This window comes from Aeromicrobium massiliense JC14, from assembly GCF_000312105.1.
Taxonomy (GTDB): domain Bacteria; phylum Actinomycetota; class Actinomycetes; order Propionibacteriales; family Nocardioidaceae; genus Aeromicrobium; species Aeromicrobium massiliense.
Window position 1 is genome coordinate 470,630 of record NZ_HE978638.1, and the last position, 22,152, is coordinate 492,781.

A 22,152-nucleotide genomic window follows, 5' to 3' on the forward strand; every position below is an offset into this window, starting at 1 on the left:
CCGTGGCCGTGGGCGCTCAGTGCCAGCCGGCGTCGTCATGCCCGCCGGGCACGTCGGTGGCCCGGTCGTAGGGCGTCCGGGTGAGCACGAACGACGCCACCTCCAGCGCCACCACGGCGCCGCTGTCGTCGTGGCGCAGCGTCAGGGGCTCGCCGGAGTAGTAGCCGGCCTCACCGGTCCACGTGCCGTCGCCGGTCGGCCGGAAGCGGGCGCCGCGGCCCTGTCCGGGCTCGCCGAGGCGCAGGGCGCCGTCGGGCTCCAGCACGAGGCGGAAGGGGTAGGTGCCCCAGAACCAGTCGCCGACCAGGTCGAGCCGCTCGGCCTGCGCCGGGTCGGCCGTCCACGCCGGTGCGCCGGCGGCCGGCTCGTGCTCGGCGAGCAGGTCCAGCAGCTCGCCGCCCACGGGGGTGAGGCCGGACGTCGCGTTCGCCAGCACCACGACGCCGTCGCCGGACGTGAGGTCGACCCGCAGGTTGGCCAGGAAGCCCGGCATCGAGCCGCCGTGCCCGGCGAAGCGTCGCCCGCCGGCGTTCCAGACCTGCCAGCCCAGCGCGTGGGCGGTGGTCCAGGGGAGCTCGGGCAGGTCGTTGACCGCGACGGGCACGAGCATCTCGCGCAGCGTGCCCTCGGCGAGGACGTCACCGGTGTGCCCGGCCAGGAACGCGGCCCAGCGGGCCAGGTCGCGCGCGGACGACCACAGCTGCCCGGCGGGCGCCATCGCGACGCCGTCGTGCTCGGGCTCGGCGTGGACGAGGTCGGCGAACGGGTGCACGGCGAGGCCGGGCGCGGCCGGCGCCTCGGGACGCAGGGTCGTGCGGGTCATGCCGAGCGGCACCAGCAGCTCGTCGCGCACCACCTCGTGCCACGGCCGTCCTGACAGCCGGGCCACCAGCTCGCCCAGCACGGCGTACCCGACGTTGGAGTAGTGGAACCGGGTGCCCGGTGCCGAGCGCAGCGCCGTCGACGACGCCGCCAGCTCCGCCCACGACACCCCGGCGGTGCGTTCCCACCAGTCGCCGTCGTTCTCAGCCTGGAGGCCGGACGTGTGGGTGAGCAGCTGGGCCACCGTCACGTGGCCGCAGGGCAGCTCGGGCAGGTGGTCGCCGACCCGGTCGGCCAGGTCGAGCTGTCCGGCGTCGCGGAGCCGCAGCACCGCGACGGCCACGAACGTCTTGGTGATCGAGCCGATCCGGTACTGCACGTCGGCCGCGGCCGGCGGGCCTCCGGCGCGGCCGTCGAGGGTGCCGGCGGCACCCGCCCACACGACCTCGCCACCGCGCACGAGCGCCGCGGTCACCGACGGCAGCCGCTGCGCGGACTGCTCGCGGGCCAGCCGCGCGTCCAGCGCCCGGACGGTGGCGGGGTCGAGCCGGGTCACGCGGTCAGGTGCTCGGCCAGCCGGACGAGCGTGCGGACGCCCGAGCCGGTGCCGCCGACGGGCGTGTAGTCGAACGCGCCGCCCTCGTTGAACGCCGGGCCCGCGATGTCCAGGTGGGCCCAGGGCGTGTCGCCGACGAACTCGCGCAGGAACGCGGCGGCGAACAGCGTGCCGCCGGCCGGCTTCGGGTTGTGCTGGCGCAGGTCGGCGATCGACGAGGTGTGGACGCGGTGGGCGACCTCCTCGGGGATCGGCAGCGGCCACATCGGCTCACCGGCCAGCTTCGCGGCGTCGAGCACCTGCTCGCCGAGCGCGTCGTCGTTGGTCAGGACGCCGGCGGTGCGCTCGCCGAGCGCGACGATCGCCGCGCCGGTCAGCGTGGCGACGTCGACCACGAGGTCGGGCTCGAGCTCGGTGGCCAGCGCCAGGCCGTCGGCCAGCACGAGGCGTCCCTCGGCGTCGGTGTTGTGCACCTCGACGGTCTTGCCGCTGCGCATGGTGAGCACGTCGCCGGGACGCGTCGCCGAGCCGCCGGGCATGTTCTCGGCCAGGCAGGCGAACGCGGTGACCTTGATCGGCAGGCCGAGGCGGGCGATCGCGACGGTGGCGGCGACGATCGCGGCGGCGCCGGCCATGTCGCACTTCATGGTCTGCATCGAGGCGCCGGGCTTGATCGAGAGTCCGCCCGAGTCGAACGTGATGCCCTTGCCCACGAGGGTGAGGTGCTTGGTCGCGCCCTCGGGCGCGAGCTCGAGGCGCACGAGGCGCGGGGGAGCGTCCGATCCCTGGCCCACGCCGAGGATGCCGCCGCAGCGCTCGTCGGCCAGCGTCGTCTCGTCCCACACGGTCACGCTGAGGCCGGGGACGTCGAGCGCCGCGATCTCGTCGGCGAACTGCGGCGGGCGCAGGTCGCCGGGCGGGCAGTTGACCCAGTCGCGGGCCAGGGCGACCGCCTCGACGACGGTGTGCGCGGTGGCGACGGCCTGCTCGGCGGCATCTGCGTCGAGGTCGGTCACGACCACGGCGGTCTCGAGCGACGGCGGCACCTCGTCCTCGGCCGGCGCGGCCTTGAAGCGCTCGTAGCGGTACGCGGAGAGCAGCGCGCCCTCGGCGACGGCCGCGACCTGCTCGGCCGACGTGGCGTGGAGCTGCAGGGCGACGGTGGCCGACCGCGGGACGGCGCGCACCGCGTTGGCGGCGGCGCGGCGCAGGTCCTCGGCACTCGGCTCGGCGGCCAGGCCCACCGCGACGACGAGCGGCGCGGACGCCGCACCGTTCGACGGGACGACCGCGACGCTGCCCGGCTTGCCGGTGAAGCCGAGCAGCTTCAGCGGCTCGCTCAGGCCGAGCGGGTCGTCGTCGGGACGGACGCCGAGGACGAGCGCGTCGGCCTCGGTCGTCGTGGGCTGGGCGGAGGTCACGGTGACGGCTGGCATGCCTCCCACCCTAGGACCCCGCGCCGCTCGCGCCTCCGGCGTGCCGCGCGGGCGCGGACGACGCTAGGTTGGCGCCCATGGAGCCGCTGCACTCGCCCCTGCACGACCGCCACCTCGCGCTGGGCGCCAAGCTCGCCGAGTTCGGCGGCTGGAGCATGCCGCTGGAGTACGCCGGGGGCGGCGTGCTCGCCGAGCACAAGGCCGTCCGCGAGGCGGTGGGCCTGTTCGACGTCAGCCACCTGGGCAAGGCGCTGGTGCGGGGCACCGGCGCGCTGGAGTTCCTCAACGCCTGCCTGACCAACGACCTGCAGCGCATCGGTCCCGGTCGGGCGCAGTACACGCTGTGCTGCGACGACGACGGCGGCACGGTCGACGACCTCATCGCCTACGTGCGCAGCGACTTCGAGGTGTTCCTCATCCCCAACGCGGCCAACACCGCCGCGGTCGTCGCCAAGCTGCAGGCCGCCGCGCCCGACGGGCTCGAGGTGACCAACCTGCACCGCCAGTACGCGGTGCTCGCCGTCCAGGGCCCGCTCAGCGACGAGGTGCTGCAGGAGCTCGGCCTGCCCACCGACCACGACTACATGTCGTTCGTCGACGCGACCATCGGCGGCCAGGAGGTCACCGTGTGCCGCACCGGCTACACCGGCGAGCGCGGCTACGAGCTCGTCGTGACGTCCGAGGGCGCCGAGGCGGTCTGGGACGCGGTCATGGCGGCGGGGGAGGCCCACGGCATCCGGGCCTGCGGCCTGGGCGCGCGCGACACGCTGCGTACCGAGATGGGCTACCCGCTGCACGGCCACGAGCTCTCGGCGACCATCAGCCCGGTCATGGCGCGTGCGGGCTGGGCCGTCGGCTGGGACAAGCCGAGCTTCTGGGGCAAGGACGCGCTCGCGCGCCAGCGCGCCGAGAAGACCGTGCGCACGCTGCGCGGGCTCAAGGCCGAGGGGCGCGGCATCCCGCGCCCGGGCATGGCCGTCCGCACGGGTGACGGCGCCGAGGTCGGCGAGGTCACCTCGGGCACCTTCTCGCCGACGCTGCGCACCGGCATCGCCCTGGCCCTGCTCGACCCCGGCACCCCCGACGGCGCGACGCTGACCGTGGACGTCCGTGGCCGGCAGGAGCCCTTCACGGTGGTCAAGCCGCCGTTCGTCGACCCCTCGACCAAGGAGGCATGAGAGATGAGCTGGACCTGGACGTACGAGAAGTCCGACGGCACCGCGACCGGCACGTCGCAGGAGTTCGAGAGCCGCAGCGACGCCGAGACCTGGATCGGGGAGGCGTTCGGCGACCTGCTCGAGGCCGGTGTCGACCAGGTGCGCCTCATGGACGGCGAGACCGAGGTCTACGGGCCCATGGGCCTGGCCGCGGAGTAGCCGCACCCACGACGACGCCCCACGTCCGAGCCGGACGTGGGGCGTCGTCGTGCCGCAGGGGCGAGGGTCAGGGACGTTCCTTGAGCGGCGCGCCGCGCGGCACCATCGGCTTGGGCAGCCGGAAGCGGCGCAGCTGGGTCGAGCGCAGCAGGGCGTACGTCGTCGTGCCGCGCACGAGCTCGGCGCCGAAGCGGGCCCGGATCTGGCGGCGCACGCCGACGACGAGCCGCACGGAGTCCAGGCCGACCAGCAGGATCGTGGCCATCCACAGGTACACGACGACGACCGAGCCCCACTCGCCGCCGACGGTGCTCAGCACCAGCATGAGGACGAGCAGTGGCAGCAGGAACTCCGCGACCGAGAAGCGGCGGTCGACGTAGTCGCGCACGAACGCCTTGACCGGCCCGCGGTCGCGCGGCGGCAGGTCGGCGGCACTGCCCTCGCCGGCCAGCGCGCGACGCTGCTTGTCGCGCGCGGCGTCGCGCAGCGCGCGCTGGGCCTTCATCTGGTCCTTGCGCGTGTTCGCCTTCTTCATCTGCGCCTTGCGCGCGGCCTCGGCCTCGCGGCGCGACGGCGTCGGGCGGCCCTTGCCGCCGGCCTGGTCGTTGTCGCTCACGGGCTACAGAGTAGGGGGTGAGACCTGGGCGTCCGGACACCCGTCGAGGCTGGCGGGCGCTGGCTATCCTGACGCCATGGCGCACGAGGACGCATCGCGATGAGGGCCGTCAGCTTCCGCAAGGACCCCGGCCTGTCCGCCCGCATGGGCGGGGTGGGCCTGGGGCTGGGCGCGCTGTACGTGCTGTTCGGCGTCGTGCTCATGCAGTGGCTCGGCAGCGCCGTGCTCGGCTTCGCCGTCGTGCTGATCATGGCGGCGGGCCAGTGGTTCTTCTCCGACACGCTCGCGCTGCGCTCGATGCGCGCGAAGGTCGTCACGCCCCAGCAGGCCCCCGAGCTGCACGCGATGATCGACCGGCTCTGCCTGCAGGCCGGTCTGCCGAAGCCGAAGGTCGCGATCGCCCAGACCGACCTGCCCAACGCCTTCGCCACCGGACGCTCGCCGAGCCGCTCGGCCGTCTGCGTCACGACGGGCATCCTGCAGCGGCTCACCGCCGACGAGCTGGAGGGCGTCCTGGCCCACGAGCTGGCCCACGTCGCCAACCGCGACGTCTCGGTCATGACCGTCGCCTCGTCGCTCGGCCTGCTGGCCGGCTTCGTCACCCAGTGGGGCTTCCTGCTCGGCGGCAACCGCAACCGCAACAACGGCGGCCCGGCGTTCATCGTCGTGTGGCTGGTGAGCATGGTCGTGTACTTCCTCAGCTTCATCCTGACCCGCAGCCTGTCGCGCTACCGCGAGCTCAGCGCCGACCGGCGCGGCGCCTACCTCACCGGCGACCCGCGCCAGCTGGCCACCGCGCTGCAGAAGATCTCGGGCGACATGAGCCGCCTGACCCCGGCCCAGGTCGAGCAGACGCAGGGCGCGAGCGCGTTCTTCTTCGCCCCGGCGCTCAGCCGCCAGTCGTTCTCGGCGCTGTTCTCGACCCACCCGCCGCTCGAGCAGCGGCTCGCACAGCTCGCCCAGATCGAGGTTGAGCTGCGCAACCCCGGCGCGTCCTGACCGGGTTCCGGCCCGGCCCGCGCGATACCGTTCCGGGGTGAGCCTCCAGACGCTTCCCCGCGACCAGATCCAGCGCCTGCACGACGAGTTCCTGACCGCCTACCGGCAGCTGCAGGACGAGCAGCTGACCCTGGACATCACCCGGGGCAAGCCCTCGCCGGCGCAGCTGGACCTGTCCGAGGTGCTGCTGTCGCTGCCCGGCGCGATCCGCCAGGACGCGTCCGGCACCGACGTGCGCAACTACGGCGGCCTGGACGGCAACCTGCAGCTGCGCCAGACCTTCGCCGAGATCCTCGGCATCCCGGTCGAGCAGCTCCTGGCCGGCGAGAACGCCAGCCTGTCGGCCATGCACGACGCGATCGTCTACGCGCTGCTGCACGGCGTGCCCGGCTCCGAGCGCCCGTGGGCCCGCGAGGACTCGATCGCCTTCATCTGCCCGGTGCCCGGCTACGACCGCCACTTCGCGATCACCGAGCGCTTCGGCATCGAGATGCTGACGGTGCCGATGCTCGAGGACGGCCCCGACATGGACGCCGTGCGCGAGCTCGTCGCCGATCCGTCGGTCAAGGGCATGTGGCTCGTGCCCACCTACTCCAACCCGACCGGCTACACCGTGAGCGACGACGTCGCCCGTCAGCTGGCCGAGATGACCACCGCGGCCCCCGACTTCCGCATCTTCTGGGACAACGCCTACGCCGTGCACCACCTCACCGAGGAGCGCACCCCGTCCGCCGACCTGCTGGGCCTGTGCGCGCAGGCCGGCAACCCCGACCGCGCGTTCGTGTTCGCCTCCACGTCCAAGATCACCTTCGCCGGCTCCGGCGTCGGCTTCTTCGGCTCGTCGCCGGCCAACGTCGCGTGGTGGCGCGAGAACATCTCGTTCCGCACCATCGGCCCGGACAAGGTCAACCACCTGCGCCACGCGATGTACCTGCGCGACCCCGAGGCCGTGCACCAGCTGATGGCCGGGCACCGCGAGATCCTCGCGCCGAAGTTCGACACGGTGCTGCGCATCCTGTCCGACCGGCTCGGCCCGCACGAGGTCGCCACCTGGACGCAGCCGCGGGGCGGCTACTTCGTGAGCCTGGACGTCGTGGAGGGCACCGCCAAGCGCGTCGTGCAGCTCGCGCGCGAGGCCGGCATCGCGCTGACCCCGGCCGGGTCGGCGTTCCCGCACGGGCTCGACCCGCGCGACAGCAACATCCGCATCGCGCCGTCGATGCCGACGGTGGAGCAGCTCGAGGTCGCGATCGACGGCCTGGCCACGTGCGTGCTGCTGGCCGCGACGGAGCAGGCGCTCGCGTCCTGACATGACCCGCGTCCTGGTCGCGCCCGACAAGTTCGCCGGCACGCTGTCGGCCCCTGAGGCCGCCCGCGCGATCGCGGCGGGCTGGGCGCGCCGGGCACCGGACGACGTCCTGACGCTCGCGCCCATGGCCGACGGCGGCCCCGGGTTCGTCGACGTCCTGCACGCCTCGCTGGGCGGCGACCTGGTGCCGGTGCCCGTCCGCGGGCCGCTCGGCGAGCCGCTCGTCGTGACGCTGCTGGTCACCGACGACGCCGTCCACCTGGAGTCGGCGCAGGCGTGCGGCCTCGCGGTCACCGACGGGCGCCGCCCGCTCGACGCGTCGACCACCGGGGTGGGGCAGGCGCTCGCCGCGGGCGTCGCGCTCGCCCGCGAGCGGGGAGTCGGTCGCGTCGTCGTCGGGCTCGGCGGCTCCGCCACGAACGACGGGGGAGCGGGCCTGCTCGGCGCGCTCGGCGCCGTCGCCGACGTGCCGCTGGACGCCGGTCCCGCCGCGCTGGACGGCGTGACCCGCGTCGACCTCGCCCCCGCTCGCGACGCCGTCGCCGGGGTGGACGTCGTCGCGGCGACCGACGTCACCAACGTGCTGCTCGGCATGTTCGGCGCCACCCGCACGTTCGGCCCGCAGAAGGGGCTCGACGAGGACCAGGTGCTCCGTGTCGACCGGGTCCTGGACGGCTGGGTCGACGCTGCCTGCGGCTCGACGCCCGCCGAGCGCCGGGTCGCCGACGCCCCGGGATCGGGAGCCGCCGGCGGACTGGGTCTCGGGCTGCTGCTGCTCGGCGCCGAGGTGCGCTCGGGCATCGAGCTCGTGGCGGAGGCGGTCGGGCTCCCTGCGCTCGCGGGCTCCCACGACCTGGTGATCTCGGGGGAGGGGGCGTTCGACCACTCCTCGCGCAGCGGCAAGGTCGTGCACGGCGTCGCGTCCGTGGCCGCCGCCGCGGCGCGCCCCTGCGTCGTCCTGGCCGGACGCGTCACGGTCGGCAGTCGCGAGATGCGGGCCATGGGCGTCGAGTCCGCGTACGCCCTGACCGACCTGGTGGGGGAGACGACGGCCATGGCCCACCCGTACGAGTCGCTGGTCCACCTGGCCGAGCGGGTCGCCAGGAGCTGGACGCGCTGAGCCCCCTGGCCGGCCCCGGTTAGGATGGAATGAAAGCGTCGTCGGCGCGGTTGTCGATGACGTGACCTCGAGCCTCGAGGCCCCACGCAAGCCAACGCAGGGAGACGACATGACGACGGACAGCACCGCCACCCCGGTGGAGATCCAGTCCCAGAAGCCCATCGACGGCGTGCAGCTCAGCGACGGAGCGGCGTCCAAGGTCCGGAGCCTGCTGGAGCAGGAGGGCCGTGACGACCTGGCCCTGCGCATCGCCGTCCAGCCCGGCGGCTGCTCGGGCCTGCGCTACCAGCTGTTCTTCGACGAGCGCACGCTCGACGGCGACGAGATCCGCGACTTCGACGGCGTCAACGTCGTCGTCGACCGCATGAGCCTGCCCTACCTCCACGGCGCGACGATCGACTTCGTCGACACCATCGAGAAGCAGGGCTTCACGATCGACAACCCCAACGCCACGGGCTCGTGCGCGTGCGGCGACAGCTTCCACTGAGCCGCACCTCCCAGCGCGCGTAGCACGCCGCGACCCGACGATCCCCTCGGCCGCCCTCACGGGCAGGCCGGGGGGATCGTCTAGTCTGGGTCGGTGCGCATCGCGGTAGCTGGATCGGTCGCGACCGATCACCTGATGACCTTCACCGGCAAGTTCGCCGACTCCCTCGTCCCCGACCAGCTCGACAAGATCGCCTTGTCGTTCCTGGTGCAGGACCTCGACATCCGTCGCGGGGGCTGCGGGGCGAACATCGCCTTCGGCCTGGCCCAGCTGGGTCACACGCCGCGCCTGGTCGCGTCCGTGGGCCCGGACTTCGAGGAGTCCGGCTACCTGGGGTGGCTGCGCGACTCCGGCGTCGACTGCTCGACCCTGCACGTCTCGGAGCAGCACACCGCGCGCTGCACCATCACCACGGACGAGTCGCAGGCCCAGATCGTCACCTTCTACGCCGGCGCGATGTCCGACGCGCGGCACATCGACGTCGAGGCGCTGCACGCGGCCGAGCCGATCGACCTGCTGCTCATCGGCCCCGACGACCCCGACGGCATGGTGCGCCACACCGACACCGCCCGCCGGCTCGGCATCGCGTTCGCGGCCGACCCGTCCCAGCAGCTGGCGTGGGCCGACGGCGACCTCATCCGCGAGCTCGTCGACGGTGCCGCCTACCTGTTCAGCAACGACTACGAGGACGCCCTGATCCAGCAGAAGACCGGCTGGAGCGCCGCCGACGTGCAGGCGCACGTCGGCACCCGGGTCGTCACCCGCGGCAAGGACGGCGTCACCGTCTTCACCGCCGAGGGGGAGCAGGTCGACGTGGCCGCCGTGCCCGGCATCACCGCGGTCGACCCGACCGGCGTCGGCGACAGCTTCCGCGCCGGGTTCCTGGCCGGCATCGCCGCCGACCTCTCGCTCGAGCGCAGCGCCCAGGTGGGCTGCACCATCGCCGCCGGCGTCGTCGAGACCGTCGGCACGCAGGAGTACCGCGTCACCCGTGAGGGCTTCCTCGGGCGGGTCAAGCAGGCCTACGGGCCCGAGGCGGCCGACGAGATCGGCGCGGCGCTGCACCTGGTCTGATCCTCAGGGACCGCACGCGGGGTCGGCCGACACAGCCCGACCCGCACGGCGGCGGTCCCGGCACCCTGGAGTAGGGTGCTGTTGTCGTCAGCTGTGTCTTGAACAGTCAGAAAGGCGCCACGTGGTTCGCATGAAATGGGCGGTCATCGCCCTCGGGATGGCGGTGCTCGCCGGGTGCTCCCCGCGCGACGAGTCGGACTTGAAGCGCCTCGCGCTGCCGATCGCCGGAAGCGACCGTTCGGACGCGATGTGGAACGTCTGGCTCGGTGCCTGGATCGCCGCCGGCGTCATCGCCGCGATCGTCCTGTTCCTGATCCTGTACCCGGCCGTCGCGCACCGTCGTCGTCACCCCGACGAGGTGCCGCCGCAGGTCCGGTACAACCTGCCGATCGAGGCGCTGTACACGATCGCGCCGGTCATCATCGTGGCGGTGTTCTTCTACCACACGATCACCGCGCAGAACGAGATGATCAAGGACGTCGAGAACCCCGACCACACGGTCACGGTCGTCGGCTCCAAGTGGCAGTGGTCGTTCAACTACCAGGACGAGCAGGCCGTCTCCGAGGACGTGTTCGACCTCGGCACGCCGGAGGACCCGGCCGAGCTGTGGCTCCCGGTCGACGAGTCGGTCCGGTTCGAGCTGCTCTCGCCGGACGTCATCCACTCGTTCTGGGTCCCGGAGTTCTACTTCAAGATGGACGTCGTCCCCGGACGCGAGAACTCCTTCGACCTGACCCCCACGCGTGAGGGCACGTTCACCGGCCGCTGCGCCGAGCTGTGCGGCGTCTACCACACGCGCATGATCTTCAAGGTCAACGTCGTGTCCCGCGCCGAGTACGACGCCCACCTCCAGGAGCTGGAGCAGGCCGGCGCCGTGGGCGCCCCCGAGGGCCAGAAGTACGCCTCGGAGCTCGCGGGCTCGAGTGACGACGATGCACAGGATGGAGCTGGCAACTGATGGCAACCACCGCAGCGTTCGACGCGGGTGACACGCGGACCGCCGCGCGCTCGGAGTCGTTCGGCCGCAGGGCCGTGCGGATCATGACGACGACCGATCACAAGGTGATCGGCAACATGTACATGATCACGTCGTTCGTGTTCTTCATCATCGGCGGCATCCTCGCGCTGCTGATCCGCGCGAACCTCGCGCAGCCGGGCTCGAAGCTGCTCAGCGACGAGACCTACAACCAGATGTTCACGATGCACGGCACGATCATGCTGCTGATGTTCGCGACGCCGCTGTTCTTCGGCTTCTCGAACGCGATCATGCCGCTGCAGATCGGCGCACCGGACGTCGCGTTCCCGCGGCTCAACATGTTCAGCTACTGGCTGTACCTGTTCGGCTCGACGATCGTCGTCTCGGGCTTCTTCGTGCCCGGCGGCGCGGCCAGCTTCGGCTGGTTCGCCTACGCCCCGCTGAGCGACGGGGTCAACAGCCCCGGCGTCGGCGGCGACCTGTGGGTCATGGGCCTGTACATGTCGGGCCTGGGCACCATCCTCGGCGCGGTCAACTTCGTGACGACCATCTTCACGATGCGCGTGCCCGGCATGACGATGTTCCGCATGCCGATCTTCACCTGGAACACCCTGGTGACGAGCCTGCTCGTGCTGATCGCCTTCCCGATCTTCGCCGCCGCGCTGCTGGCGCTGGGCGCCGACCGCATGCTGGGGGCGAACGTCTTCGACGCCGCGACCGGCGGGCCGATCCTGTGGCAGCACCTGTTCTGGTTCTTCGGCCACCCGGAGGTCTACATCATCGCGCTGCCGTTCTTCGGCATCGCGAGCGAGATCCTGCCGGTCTTCAGCCGCAAGCCGATCTTCGGCTACGTCGGCCTGGTCGGCGCGACGCTCGCCATCGCGGCCCTCTCGGTCGCGGTGTGGGCCCACCACATGTTCGTCACCGGTGCGGTCGACCTGGCGTTCTTCTCCTTCATGACGTTCCTCATCGCGGTCCCGACCGGCGTGAAGTTCTTCAACTGGATCGGCACGATGTGGGGCGGGTCGGTGTCCATGGACTCGCCGCTCCTGTTCACGCTGGGCTTCATGGTCACCTTCCTCCTGGGCGGTCTGACCGGCGTCATCCTGGCGTCGCCCACGCTGGACTTCGCGCTGTCCGACACCTACTTCGTGGTCGCCCACTTCCACTACGTGGTCTTCGGCACCGTCGTGTTCGCGATGTTCGCCGGCTTCTATTACTGGTGGCCGAAGTGGACCGGCCGGATGCTCGACGAGAAGCTGGCCAAGATCCACTTCTGGCTGCTGTTCATCGGCTTCCACCTGACGTTCCTGGTGCAGCACTGGCTGGGCGTCGAGGGCATGCCGCGTCGCTACGCCGACTACTCGCCGCTGGACGGCTTCACGACCCTCAACGAGATCTCGTCGGTCGGTGCCTTCCTGCTCGGCGCGTCCACGCTGCCCTTCCTGTACAACGTCTGGAAGACGCGCAACGCGCCGCTGGTCGGCCTGGACGACCCGTGGGGCTGGGGCCGCTCGCTGGAGTGGGCCACCTCCTCGCCGCCGCCGCGCCACAACTTCGTGTCGCTGCCGCGCATCCGCTCGGAGAGCCCCGCGTTCGACCTGCACCACCCGGACGTCGCGGCCCTCGAGCTCGCCCACAACCCCGGCGAGAAGTCGTCGCTGGCTGACGCCCCGGACGTCGAGGGACGTTCCGAGGCCATTGACCACGGAAAGGACGGTCGCTGACCTTGAAGACCGAGGCCTGGATCTTTGCCAGCTGTGGCATCTTCTTCCTGCTGATCGCCCCGATCTACTGGTTCCTCACCCAGGAGGTCACCGGCACCACGGCGCTGGTGATGACGTTCTTCCTCTGCGCGCTGGTGGTGTTCTACCTCGGCGTCGTGGCCAAGCAGATCCCCGCGCGTCCCGAGGACCGTCAGGACGGCGAGATCGCGGAGGGTGCCGGCGAGCTCGGCTTCTTCCCGCCGTTCAGCTGGTGGCCGCTGTACGCCGCGGGCGCGTTCGCGGTGTGCATGCTCGGCATCGTGTTCGGCTGGTGGCTGTTCATCATCGGCGCCGGCTTCGGTGCCGTCGCGGTGTGCGGCTGGGTGTTCGAGTACTACCGGGGCCTGCACGCCCACTGAGGCTCGGCAGACCCGTCATCAGGTCCCTCTCCCGTCCGCGGGGGAGGGACCTGCTGTTGTCCCGCTCGTAGACTGTCGTGGTGAGAGCAACCGCCCGCCTGGCCGCCGTCGTGGCCGTCCTGGTCCTGACGTCCGCCTGCCAGCCGTTCGGTGGTGACGAGCCCGAGCAGTCCGACGACCGCGGCGGCTCGGCGACCGCGGACGGCGCGAAGCCGGGCCCGGAGGTCAGCGCCTCGGTCGACGACGGCGCCGAGCAGGTGCCGGTCGACACCGTCGTCACCGCCACGAGCGATGGCGGCGAGATCGATCGGGCGCGACTCGTCGCGACGGTCGAGGGCGAGCGGGTCGAGGTTCCCGGCACGGTCGTGGGCGGCCGCTGGCAGGCCGACGGGCTGCTCGAGCCGGGTGCGCGGTACCGCCTGCGGGTCGAGGCCACCGGCGACGACGGGGGACGCACGACGGAGACCCGCTCGTTCACCACGCAGGCGCTGACGCTCGCCCAGCAGACGTACCCGAGCGTCGCCCCGCTCGACGGCGAGACCGTGGGCGTCGGGATGCCGGTGGTCGTCACGTTCGACCTGCCGGTCAAGGACCGGGCCGCCTTCGAGAAGCACATGACGGTCGACGTCGAGGGCAAGGACGTCCCAGGCGCGTGGCACTGGTTCAGCGACACCGAGGTCCACTACCGGCCGCAGTCGTACTGGCCGGCCCGGTCGACGGTGAAGGTCGACCTGGACGTGAACGCGGTGCCGACCGGCAACGGCACGTACGGCCAGGACTCGCGTACCGTCACCTTCCGCACGGGCGCCGCGGCGATCACCCGGGTCGACATCGCGCGGCACCGGATGACCCACTACGTCGACGGTCGCAAGGTCCGCACGTTCAAGGTCACGACGGGCGACGACCGGCACCGCACGCGCCAGGGCACCAAGGTGATCATGGAGAAGTTCTCCAGCATCGACATGGACGCCGCCACGACCGGCGTCGACTCCGCCGACCCCGACTACTACAACATCAAGGGCGTGCGCTGGGCGATGCGCCTCACGTACTCGGGGGAGTTCATCCACGCCGCCCCGTGGTCGACCGGGTCGCAGGGACGGGCCAACGTCAGCCACGGGTGCACCGGCATGAGCATGGCCGACAGTCGATGGCTGTACGAGAACAGCCGGCGTGGCGACGTGGTGGTGTACACCGGCAGTCCGCGCAAGCTCGAGCCGCAGAACGGCTGGACGGACTGGAACCAGGACTGGACGTCGTGGCAGGGCGGCTCGGCGCTCTGAGGGGCGCTCAGGGCCGTCTTCGACGCCAGGGACGCCGAAAGGCCCCGGTCACCGCGAGGTGACCGGGGCCTTCGCCGTACGGGGAGCGTCAGCTCGCCTTGAGCAGGCGGCTGCGCTCGGGGGTGAGGATCTTCTTCGACGAGAGCATGTCGGCGTAGATGTCGATCGACTCCTCGCTGCGCATGACCGTGCGGTACGCGCCGGCGGCCATGCGGAGCTTCGGCTCGTCGTCCAGGCAGGAGCGCTTCACCGTGACCGTGATCGAGCCGTTCCTGCCGTTGCGCGTGCGCAGCTTGGCGGTGCAGGCGCGGTCGAAGTCGCGGTCCAGGACGTCGGCCCGCCTCGAGCCGTCCCAGCCGTAGAGCATGAACGACGCGCTCCTCCGGCCCGGCTTGTAGAACTCCACGTAGATCGTCGAGCCGGACTTGAGCCGCGAGAACTTGGCGGTGATCGTCACCGTCTTCTTGCCGTGCTTGAAGCGCACGCCCTTGGCGTCGATGCCCGACTTCTTGCTCGCGGCGGCGCTGAGCCGCTCGTAGTCGCCCTCGCTGTCCTCCGAGACGGTGGTGCGCAGGACGTCGGCCCGCTTGTCGGTGATCGAGGTCTGCTCGGCGTGGGCCGCCGAGCCGGTGCCCAGGACGGTGGCCGCGGCCAGGGTGGCGGTCGTCAGGGCGGTGATGAGACGCATGCGTGTTCTTTCCTTCGTGGTGGTGGTCCGGGATCCCGATCGGCACGCCGCCCGGCCCCCTGAGCGGATCGTAGGGCCGGCGCATGTCCTGACGCGGCCGTTCGGCCGAAGGACCCACGAGGTCCGGGCGGGCGTGGGGGAGGGGACCCCCCAGGGACGGCGAAGGGCCCCGGTCACCGTGAGGTGACCGGGGCCCTTCGCGTGTCCGGGGGACGCGCTCAGTGCTGCTTCGGCACGCCCGTCTCCGAGACGCCCGCGAACTCCTGGCCCAGCTCCACGGGATGACCCTCGTGGCCGGCGAAGTGCTCGAGCGCGTGCTCGACGTCGTGCGTGGTCGGCTTGTCGTGCGCGCCGGCGTAGTACCAGCGGCGGACCTTGTCGCGGCGCTTGGCCTTGCGACGGGCCTTGCCGGTCAGCTCGACGCCGTTCTCGTCGACCAGCGGCGTCTCGGTCAGCTCGGGGAGCCGCTCGTGGTTGGTGATCGCGTACTGGCGGTTGACCTCCAGCGGAGCGTGACGCTCGCTGTAGGTGCCGTCCGGCGTGCGCTCCAGGACCCCGGTCTCGTAGCCGTGCAGGACGCGCTCGGCGTCCGCACGCTGCAGGCCGATGCAGATGCGCTTGGTGACGATGTAGGCGACGACCGGGAAGACGAAGAACCCGATCCGGAACACCCACGTGATCGCGAAGATGTCCATGTTGAACTGCGTGGCGATGATGTCGTTGCCGCCCGCGGCCCACAGCACGCCGTACGCGGTGACGCCGGCCGCGCCGAGAGCGGTGCGGGTGGGCGCGTTGCGCGGACGGACCAGCAGGTGGTGCTCACGGTCGTCGCCGGTGATCCAGCGCTCGACGAACGGCCAGGCCGCCAGGATGACGAACAGGGACGTCAGGCCGCCGACGGCGGGGATGAAGACGTTCCAGCTCCACGTGTAGTTGAGGAAGCTCCACTCCCAGTTCGGCATGATGCGCACCGCGCCCTCGGCGAAGCCCATGTACCAGTCCGGCTGCGAGCCGGCGGTGACCTCGGAGGGGTTGTACGGGCCGTAGACCCAGATCGGGTTGATCTGGATGATCGCGCTCATCACGGCGGTGAAGCCGAACACGATGAAGAAGAAGCCACCGGCCTTCGCGGCGTACACCGGCAGGACCGGGTAGCCGACGACGTTCTCGTTCGTGCGGCCGGCACCGGGCCACTGCGTGTGCTTGTGGTAGACGAGCAGCAGCATGTGGGCGGCGATGAGGCCGAGGATGAGCGCCGGGATCAGCAGGATGTGCGCCATGTAGAGGCGGGGGATGATCTCGTTGCCCGGGAACTCGCCGCCGAACAGGAAGAACTCGATGTACGAGCCGACGATCGGGATCGAGCGGATCAGGCCGTCGACGAAGCGCAGGCCGGTGCCCGACAGCAGGTCGTCCGGCAGCGAGTAGCCGGCGAAGCCCTCGACCAGGCCCAGGCCCAGCAGGCCGACGCCGATGAGCCAGTTGACCTCGCGCGGCTTGCGGTACGCACCCGTGAAGAAGATGCGCAGCATGTGGGCCATCATCGCCGCGATGAACAGCGCGGCGGCCCAGTGGTGGATCTGGCGGACCAGCAGACCACCGCGGATGTCGAAGGAGATGTCGAGCGTCGAGGCGTAGGCCTGCGACATCTCGACGCCCTGCAGCGGGGCGTACGAGCCGTGGTAGTGCATCTCGGCCATGCTCGGCTGGAACCACAGCGTCAGGAACGTGCCGCTGAGCAGCAGCACGATGAAGCTGTAGAGCGCGATCTCACCGAGCAGGAACGACCAGTGGTCGGGGAAGACCTTGCGGATCAGGCCCTTGCTCAGCGAGGCGCCGCCGACCCGCTCGTCGATCCACTTGACCGGACCAGCGGCCTTCTTCGCGAAACCGGTGTCCTCGACGCGAGGAGTGTCCTCAGCGCTCATGCCTGATCACCCTTATCGAGCTTCTTCTGGTCGCGGTACAGCTCGGGGTAGCTCGGGGCGACGATGTCGGGGAAGTCGCTGGTGGCGATCAGGTACCCCTCCTCGTCAACGGCGAGCGGGAGCTGCGGCAGCGGCCGGTGTGCGGGGCCGAAGATGACCTTGCCGTTGTCGGCCAGGTCGAACGTCGACTGGTGGCAGGGGCACAGCAGGTGGTGCGTCTGCTGCTCCCACAGGGAGATCGGGCAACCCACGTGGGTGCAGATCTTGGAGTAGCACAGGATGCCGTCGACGCCCCAGTTCTCCTTGCCCTTGTCGGGCGAGATGTCCTCGGGACGCATGCGGACGACGATCACGGCCGCCTTGCTCTTGGCCTGGAGCAACTCGGTGCCCTCGACCACGCGCTCGCCCTCGTCGTCGACCTCGTAGAAGACGGCCGGCTCGGCGTTGATGAGCTGGCCGACCTCGACGTCGGACGGCTTGATCGGCATGCCCGAGACGTCGTTGACGACGCGCATGCCCTTCTTCCAGACGGTCTTCCACTGGCTGTGGGGGAGCGGGCCGAGGTCGCGCAGGACGACGATGGCCGGCAGGCCCAGGGCGGCCATGGCGCCGAGCATGCTGCGGCGGATCAGCGGGCGGCGGCCGAAGCCGGACTCGCGGTTCGCGGCGTTGATCGACTCCATGAACGCCGCGCGGTCCTCGGTGGAGGACGCGACCGGGTGGCGCATCTCGACGGCCTCGTGGTCGTCCATGAGCTTCTTGGCCCACTGGACGGCGCCGACGCCGATGAACAGCAGCGACAGGCCCACGGTGGTGCCGAGCGCGAAGTTCAGCGCCGACCAGCCGAGGAACGTCGCGTCGATGTCGACGGCGAAGTAGGCGACGCAGAAGCCCAGCGAGAGCAGGATCGCCAGGATGAACAGCGTGCTGACCTGGCGCTCGGCGCGCTTGGCCTGCGCGGGGTCGACGTCCGTCGGCCGGGGCAGGTGCGCCGGGAGGCCGGGGTTGTCGATCGGCTCCTCGGCGGGAACCGGGGTGACGTCGTGGCTCATGCGTTCGCCTTCTTCTTGCTGCGTGCGCCGTGCGCGCCGATCCAGATCGCGAAGACGATGAGGCCTCCGATGCCGACGACCCACACGATCAGGCCGTCGACCACGGGGCCGAGGCCGCCGCCGCCGAGACCGCCGTAGTTCGGCTGGTCCTGGACCGTCTTGACGTACGCGATGATGTTGCGCTTGTCCTCGGGGGTGAGGACGTCGTCGGAGAACACCGGCATCTGCTGCGGGCCGGTGACCATGGCCTCGTAGATGTGTGCAGCGGTGACGCCCTCCAGCGAGGGGGCGTAGCGACCGCTGGGCAGGGCTCCGCCGGCGCCGACGGAGTTGTGGCACGCGGTGCAGTTGGTGCGGAAGAACTCGCCGCCCTCGGCGATCTCCTCCGGCGTGGCGTTCTGCCAGTCCAGGACGTCCTCGGACGGGATGGAGGGACCGGCGCCCAGCGTGGCGACGTAGGCGGCCAGCTGCTCGATCTCCTCCTTGTCGTACACGGGGGCCTTGCGCGGGGCCTGCGGCGCCAGCTGCGCCATCGGCATGCGGCCGGTGCCGACCTGGAAGTCGACCGCCGCGGCGCCGACGCCCACGAGCGACGGGCCGTAGTTGTTGCCGTCCTTGGTGGTGATGCCCTCACCGTTCTCGCCGTGACAGCTCGCGCAGCCGACGAGGAACAGCTCGCGGCCGGCCTCGACCGTCCGGGAGTCGTCCGCGGCCGCGGTGGCCGGCGACGTCGGTCGGACGACCGAGTACACGCCGCCGATGACCAAGAGACCCAGGACCAGGACGAGCGCCCCCGCCAGGGGGTGTCGTCGTCGGGTCGACAGTTTCCGCACGAAGATCCTCAATTCCTCACAGGTGCGACCAGGCTACTCGCCAGGACCGTACGAAGATGACTTAGGAGACGCTCACACGATGAGGTAGACCGCGGCGAACAGCGCGATCCAGACCACGTCGACGAAGTGCCAGTAGTAGGAGACGACGATCGCCGAGATCGCCTGCTCGTGGGTGAAGCGGCGGGCCAGGAAGGTGCGGCCGATCACGAGGAGGAAGGCGAGCAGGCCGCCGACCACGTGGATGCCGTGGAAGCCGGTGGCGAGGTAGAACAGGCTGCCCCAGGCCGAGCTCTGGATGGTGATGCCCTCGTGGACGAGCTCGGTGTACTCGAACGCCTGGCCGGCGATGAAGACCGAGCCCATCACGTACGTGAGGATGAACCACTCACGCATGCCCCAGAGCTTGAACTGGTGCAGCTTGCCGGTGCGTCCGGGACGGCCACGCTCGGCGGCGAAGACGCCGAACTGGCAGGTCACCGAGGACAGCACCAGGATCGTGGTGTTCGCGGCCGCGAACGGGACGTTCAGGTGCGAGTGCTGCTCGCTCCACAGGTCCGGCACGACGTTGCGGGTCGTGAACCAGGCCGCGAAGAGGGCCGCGAAGAACATGAGCTCGCTGGCCAGCCACACGATCGTGCCGACAGCCACCGCCGAGGGGCGGCCTTCGGTGCCGTGGAGCCGGGACGCTGGGATCGCTGAGGTAGTCGCCACCCCCTCATTATGTACGATCGCTTCGTGAGCGAACGCGACCCCCTGCGTGTGTTGGTCTACAGCGACGATCTCACCGTGCGGGCCCAGGTGATTTCCTCCCTCGGCCCGCGTCCGCACCCCGACCTGCCGGCCTTCGACTACGTCGAGGTGGCCACCGAGCCGGTCGTCTTCCAGCACCTCGACGAGGGCCGGATCGACCTCGTGGTGCTCGACGGCGAGGCGGCTCCGGTGGGCGGCATGGGCATCGCCCGGCAGATGAAGGACGAGATCTTCGACGGTCCACCCGTCGTGCTGCTGACCGGACGCCCGCAGGACGCGTGGCTCGCGATCTGGTCGCGGGCCGAGGCCGTCGTGCCGCGCCCGATCGACCCGGTCCGGCTCGCCGAGGCCGTCGTCGAGGTGGCCCGCGGCCGCCTCACGCGCCGCTGACGGCAGACTGTCCGCCATGAACGTCCCCACCTGGCCCCAGGTCCTGTCCGCGCTCGTGGCCGGCCGTGACCTCGCGACGTCCGAGACGGCCTGGGTGATGGAGGAGATCCTGGGCGGCAACGCCACCCCCGCGCAGATCGCCGGCTTCGCCGTCGCGGTGCGGGCCAAGGGGGAGACCCAGGCCGAGGTCCAGGGCCTGGTCGACGCGATGTACGCCCATGCCGTGCCGCTCTCGGTGCCCGGCCGGGTCGTCGACATCGTCGGCACCGGCGGCGACATGGCCAAGACGGTCAACATCTCCACGACCGCGGCGATCGTCATCGCCGGCGCCGGGGTGCCCGTGGTCAAGCACGGTGGCCGCGCGTCGTCCAGCGCGAGCGGCTCGGCGGACGTGCTCGAGCGGCTCGGCGTCCGGCTCGACGTGCCGGCCGAGCGGGTGGGTGACGTGCTGCAGGAGAGCGGCATCACCTTCTGCTTCGCCCCGGTCTTCCACTCCTCGCTGCGCTACTCGGCCGCGCCGCGGCGCGAGCTGGGCATCGCGACGGTCTTCAACTTCCTCGGGCCGCTCACCAACCCGGCCCGGCCCGACGCGTCGGCCATCGGCTGCGCCGACGTGCGCATGGCGCCGATCATGGCCGGCGTGTTCGCCGACCGCGGGGCCGACGCGATCGTCTTCCGCGGCGACGACGGCCTGGACGAGATCACCGTGACCGCGCCGACGCGGGCCTGGGTCGCGTCCGGCGGCACGGTGAGCGAGGACCGCATCGACCCGCACGACTTCGGCATCGAGTACTGCGAGCCCGAGGCGCTGCGCGGCGCCGAGCCCGAGCACAACGCGCAGGTGCTGCGCCAGGTGCTGGCCGGGGACCGGACGCCCGTGCGTGACGCCGTGCTGCTCAACGCCGCCGCGGCGATCGCCGCGCACGAGGGGACGTCGGGTGCGCTTACCGAGCGACTGCGGTCGGGCCTCGCCCGGGCCACGGAGTCGATCGACTCCGGTGCGGCGGCCGCGGTGCTGGACCGCTGGGCTCGCACCACGCAGTCGTTCGTCGCCTGAGCCGGGTCAGAGCAGCACGGAGCGCAGCCGGGTGCGGCCGATCAGCAGGCCCACCGCCCATGGCAGCAGGAGGGCGGCCCAGAACACCCACCAGCGGGTGTCCATCACGACGTTGGTGTCGATGAACGCCATCACCAGCGTGTGGGTGAACAGCAGCGGGAGCGCGGCCGTGGCCAGGGGGACGACGGGTCGCAGCAGCAGCTCCGGCAGGACGCCCGCCGCCCACTCGCAGACGAGCAGGATGCCGATCGAGATCGCGGTGGCGCACAGCACCGACAGGTAGGGCGTGCCGAAGAAACCGGACTTCAGGTTCAGCGACGAGACGTCGCCGCTCACGACCGGGACCAGGCCCAGCGCGATCAGCGCCACGCCGGTCACTGCGGGCAGTGGGACGCGGTCGCGCTGGGTCCGCAGCACCTGGCCGGCCAGGACGAACACCAGGCAGGCCACCCCGGTGGCGACGGACCAGTAGACGCCGGCCCAGCGGACGCGGTCCTGGAAGAACAGCCCGAGCAGGAGCGCCGCGACCACCCAGGGTGCCCACGGACCGATCTTCTCCAGGGCTCGCAGGGCGACCGTCGCGGCGAAGAGCGCCGTCACGAACCAGAAGGCGGAGAACGGACGCGGGGCGTCGACGCCGCCCAGGGCGGTGCGGGCCGCTGCGTGCCAGTCGAAGTCGTCGTAGAGCTTCTGCGAGGCGTAGGTGAACCAGATCCCGGCCACGATCAGGTACCAGAGCACGTACGGCACGAGCAGGGTGCGCGCCCGCTTGCGCACCTCGGCGCCGAGCGGACGTCCGGGCCGCCACAGGTAGCCGGTGAGCAGGAAGAAGATCGGGACGTGCCAGCTGAACAGCCAGACGCTGACCTCCTCGCCGTCCCAGGTGTGCCCGGCGACGATGGCGACGAGGCCGACGACGCGGGCGAGGTCGATGCCCACGGAACGAGCGGCGGCGGGCGCAGTCCTCTGCGCAGCGGCGGTGGCGGTCACGTCGGTCACAGGCCGATGCTGAACGCGTCTTCGAGGTCGTGCCGGCTGAAGGTGCGGAACGCGATCTGCGTCTGCGTCGACACGATGCCGGGCACCTTGTTGACCTTGCCGGTGACCACGCGCGCGATGTCGTCGTGGGTGCGAACACGCACCATGGCGACGAGGTCGAGCTCGCCGGTGACGGAGTAGACCTCGCTCACCCCCTCGACGGCGGCGACCTGCTCGGCCACCTCGTCGAGACGAGAGACGTCGGCGTGGATGAAGACGATGGCCGTGATCACCTCGACA

23 protein-coding genes are annotated in these 22,152 nt (G+C 71.3%); 13 read left to right on the forward strand and 10 right to left on the reverse strand.

Features of this window, described 5'->3' with window-relative positions; translation table 11 throughout:
* Positions 1-16 precede the first annotated feature (16 nt).
* Positions 17-1,378, reverse strand: coding sequence for a serine hydrolase domain-containing protein (locus HGAM_RS15065; RefSeq protein ID WP_019146329.1), 1,362 nt, complete (start codon positions 1,376-1,378; stop codon positions 17-19).
* Positions 1,375-2,814: a leucyl aminopeptidase gene (locus HGAM_RS15070; protein WP_019146330.1), complete on the reverse strand. Its 1,440-nt coding sequence runs from the start codon at positions 2,812-2,814 to the stop codon at positions 1,375-1,377. The genes HGAM_RS15065 and HGAM_RS15070 overlap by 4 nt, the downstream gene beginning before the upstream one ends.
* A 77-nt stretch (positions 2,815-2,891) precedes the next feature.
* Here HGAM_RS15070 and gcvT point away from each other — a divergent pair, with 77 nt between their 5' ends.
* Together gcvT and HGAM_RS15080 are read left to right on the forward strand one after the other, a co-directional pair.
* A complete protein-coding gene (gene gcvT / locus HGAM_RS15075; protein WP_019146331.1) occupies positions 2,892-3,992 on the forward strand; it encodes a glycine cleavage system aminomethyltransferase GcvT in 1,101 nt (366 codons plus the stop codon).
* 3 nt (positions 3,993-3,995) lie between these two features.
* Positions 3,996-4,190: a hypothetical protein gene (locus tag HGAM_RS15080; protein WP_019146332.1), complete on the forward strand. Its 195-nt coding sequence runs from the start codon at positions 3,996-3,998 to the stop codon at positions 4,188-4,190.
* A gap of 67 nt (positions 4,191-4,257) precedes the next feature.
* Here HGAM_RS15080 and HGAM_RS15085 read toward each other — a convergent pair whose 3' ends face one another.
* The gene (locus tag HGAM_RS15085) at positions 4,258-4,806 is read right to left on the reverse strand and encodes a DUF3043 domain-containing protein (protein WP_019146333.1); all 549 of its coding nucleotides are present in this window, start codon (positions 4,804-4,806) and stop codon (positions 4,258-4,260) included.
* Between the two features lie 99 nt (positions 4,807-4,905).
* Between HGAM_RS15085 and htpX the strand changes: the two genes are divergently transcribed.
* The 9 genes from htpX to HGAM_RS15130 all read left to right on the forward strand — a co-directional run bounded on the left by htpX (position 4,906) and on the right by HGAM_RS15130 (position 14,176).
* Complete coding sequence (gene htpX, locus HGAM_RS15090) at positions 4,906-5,805, forward strand: zinc metalloprotease HtpX (protein WP_019146334.1); 900 nt, start codon at positions 4,906-4,908, stop codon at positions 5,803-5,805.
* A 37-nt stretch (positions 5,806-5,842) separates the two neighbouring features.
* A complete protein-coding gene (locus HGAM_RS15095; protein ID WP_019146335.1) occupies positions 5,843-7,114 on the forward strand; it encodes an aspartate aminotransferase type Ic in 1,272 nt (423 codons plus the stop codon).
* A gap of 1 nt (position 7,115) precedes the next feature.
* Positions 7,116-8,234, forward strand: a complete 1,119-nt coding sequence (locus HGAM_RS15100) for a glycerate kinase (protein WP_019146336.1) — start codon at positions 7,116-7,118, stop codon at positions 8,232-8,234.
* Between the two features lie 109 nt (positions 8,235-8,343).
* Positions 8,344-8,721: a HesB/IscA family protein gene (locus HGAM_RS15105; RefSeq protein WP_019146337.1), complete on the forward strand. Its 378-nt coding sequence runs from the start codon at positions 8,344-8,346 to the stop codon at positions 8,719-8,721.
* A gap of 135 nt (positions 8,722-8,856) precedes the next feature.
* Positions 8,857-9,795 carry a carbohydrate kinase family protein gene (locus HGAM_RS15110; RefSeq protein WP_019146338.1) on the forward strand — a complete coding sequence of 313 codons (939 nt, stop codon included), beginning with the start codon at positions 8,857-8,859 and terminating at the stop codon, positions 9,793-9,795.
* 130 nt (positions 9,796-9,925) lie between these two features.
* Complete coding sequence (gene ctaC, locus HGAM_RS19655) at positions 9,926-10,753, forward strand: aa3-type cytochrome oxidase subunit II (protein ID WP_019146339.1); 828 nt, start codon at positions 9,926-9,928, stop codon at positions 10,751-10,753.
* A complete protein-coding gene (ctaD, locus tag HGAM_RS19660; RefSeq protein ID WP_019146340.1) occupies positions 10,753-12,498 on the forward strand; it encodes an aa3-type cytochrome oxidase subunit I in 1,746 nt (581 codons plus the stop codon). The genes ctaC and ctaD overlap by 1 nt, the downstream gene beginning before the upstream one ends.
* Before the next feature lie 2 nt (positions 12,499-12,500).
* On the forward strand, positions 12,501-12,896 hold the full coding sequence (locus HGAM_RS15125) for a cytochrome c oxidase subunit 4 (RefSeq protein ID WP_019146341.1): 396 nt from the start codon (positions 12,501-12,503) through the stop codon (positions 12,894-12,896).
* Positions 12,897-12,976: 80 nt separating this feature from the next.
* Positions 12,977-14,176 carry a L,D-transpeptidase gene (locus HGAM_RS15130; protein ID WP_019146342.1) on the forward strand — a complete coding sequence of 400 codons (1,200 nt, stop codon included), beginning with the start codon at positions 12,977-12,979 and terminating at the stop codon, positions 14,174-14,176.
* Between the two features lie 88 nt (positions 14,177-14,264).
* Here HGAM_RS15130 and HGAM_RS15135 read toward each other — a convergent pair whose 3' ends face one another.
* From HGAM_RS15135 to ctaE, 5 genes are all read right to left on the reverse strand, one after another.
* On the reverse strand, positions 14,265-14,864 hold the full coding sequence (locus tag HGAM_RS15135) for a hypothetical protein (RefSeq protein WP_019146343.1): 600 nt from the start codon (positions 14,862-14,864) through the stop codon (positions 14,265-14,267).
* A 218-nt stretch (positions 14,865-15,082) separates the two neighbouring features.
* On the reverse strand, positions 15,083-16,792 hold the full coding sequence (gene qcrB, locus HGAM_RS15140; protein ID WP_019146344.1) for a cytochrome bc1 complex cytochrome b subunit: 1,710 nt from the start codon (positions 16,790-16,792) through the stop codon (positions 15,083-15,085).
* Positions 16,789-17,844 (reverse strand): cytochrome bc1 complex Rieske iron-sulfur subunit, encoded by a 1,056-nt coding sequence (qcrA, locus tag HGAM_RS15145; RefSeq protein ID WP_019146345.1) that lies wholly within the window; start codon positions 17,842-17,844, stop codon positions 16,789-16,791. The genes qcrB and qcrA overlap by 4 nt, the downstream gene beginning before the upstream one ends.
* Complete coding sequence (gene qcrC / locus HGAM_RS15150) at positions 17,841-18,677, reverse strand: cytochrome bc1 complex diheme cytochrome c subunit (RefSeq protein ID WP_019146346.1); 837 nt, start codon at positions 18,675-18,677, stop codon at positions 17,841-17,843. The genes qcrA and qcrC overlap by 4 nt, the downstream gene beginning before the upstream one ends.
* Before the next feature lie 72 nt (positions 18,678-18,749).
* Positions 18,750-19,388, reverse strand: coding sequence for an aa3-type cytochrome oxidase subunit III (ctaE, locus tag HGAM_RS20440; protein ID WP_147543780.1), 639 nt, complete (start codon positions 19,386-19,388; stop codon positions 18,750-18,752).
* A gap of 24 nt (positions 19,389-19,412) precedes the next feature.
* Between ctaE and HGAM_RS20445 the strand changes: the two genes are divergently transcribed.
* Both HGAM_RS20445 and trpD read left to right on the forward strand, forming a co-directional pair.
* On the forward strand, positions 19,413-19,817 hold the full coding sequence (locus HGAM_RS20445) for a response regulator (RefSeq protein WP_019146348.1): 405 nt from the start codon (positions 19,413-19,415) through the stop codon (positions 19,815-19,817).
* A 16-nt stretch (positions 19,818-19,833) separates the two neighbouring features.
* Complete coding sequence (gene trpD, locus HGAM_RS15165) at positions 19,834-20,874, forward strand: anthranilate phosphoribosyltransferase (protein WP_019146349.1); 1,041 nt, start codon at positions 19,834-19,836, stop codon at positions 20,872-20,874.
* Positions 20,875-20,880: 6 nt separating this feature from the next.
* On the opposite strand, the gene HGAM_RS19665 is transcribed toward trpD, so the two are convergent.
* Both HGAM_RS19665 and HGAM_RS15175 read right to left on the reverse strand, forming a co-directional pair.
* Positions 20,881-21,873: an acyltransferase family protein gene (locus HGAM_RS19665; RefSeq protein WP_020692324.1), complete on the reverse strand. Its 993-nt coding sequence runs from the start codon at positions 21,871-21,873 to the stop codon at positions 20,881-20,883.
* Positions 21,870-22,145, reverse strand: a complete 276-nt coding sequence (locus HGAM_RS15175) for an Lrp/AsnC family transcriptional regulator (RefSeq protein WP_019146351.1) — start codon at positions 22,143-22,145, stop codon at positions 21,870-21,872. Before HGAM_RS15175 ends, HGAM_RS19665 begins: the two co-directional genes overlap by 4 nt.
* Positions 22,146-22,152: the final 7 nt, after the last annotated feature.

Bases quoted from the DNA above. Each gene is read 5' to 3' on its own strand.
- HGAM_RS15105 (WP_019146337.1), top strand. From the start codon at position 8,344: ATGACGACGGACAGCACCGCCACCCCGGTGGAGATCCAGTCCCAGAAG.
- qcrB (WP_019146344.1), bottom strand. From the start codon at position 16,792: ATGAGCGCTGAGGACACTCCTCGCGTCGAGGACACCGGTTTCGCGAAG.
- htpX (WP_019146334.1), top strand. From the start codon at position 4,906: ATGAGGGCCGTCAGCTTCCGCAAGGACCCCGGCCTGTCCGCCCGCATG.
- HGAM_RS15100 (WP_019146336.1), top strand. From the start codon at position 7,116: ATGACCCGCGTCCTGGTCGCGCCCGACAAGTTCGCCGGCACGCTGTCG.
- ctaC (WP_019146339.1), top strand. From the start codon at position 9,926: ATGAAATGGGCGGTCATCGCCCTCGGGATGGCGGTGCTCGCCGGGTGC.
- trpD (WP_019146349.1), top strand. From the start codon at position 19,834: ATGAACGTCCCCACCTGGCCCCAGGTCCTGTCCGCGCTCGTGGCCGGC.
- HGAM_RS15080 (WP_019146332.1), top strand. From the start codon at position 3,996: ATGAGCTGGACCTGGACGTACGAGAAGTCCGACGGCACCGCGACCGGC.
- HGAM_RS15070 (WP_019146330.1), bottom strand. From the start codon at position 2,814: ATGCCAGCCGTCACCGTGACCTCCGCCCAGCCCACGACGACCGAGGCC.
- HGAM_RS15110 (WP_019146338.1), top strand. From the start codon at position 8,857: ATGACCTTCACCGGCAAGTTCGCCGACTCCCTCGTCCCCGACCAGCTC.
- ctaD (WP_019146340.1), top strand. From the start codon at position 10,753: ATGGCAACCACCGCAGCGTTCGACGCGGGTGACACGCGGACCGCCGCG.
- gcvT (WP_019146331.1), top strand. From the start codon at position 2,892: ATGGAGCCGCTGCACTCGCCCCTGCACGACCGCCACCTCGCGCTGGGC.
- qcrA (WP_019146345.1), bottom strand. From the start codon at position 17,844: ATGAGCCACGACGTCACCCCGGTTCCCGCCGAGGAGCCGATCGACAAC.
- HGAM_RS15135 (WP_019146343.1), bottom strand. From the start codon at position 14,864: ATGCGTCTCATCACCGCCCTGACGACCGCCACCCTGGCCGCGGCCACC.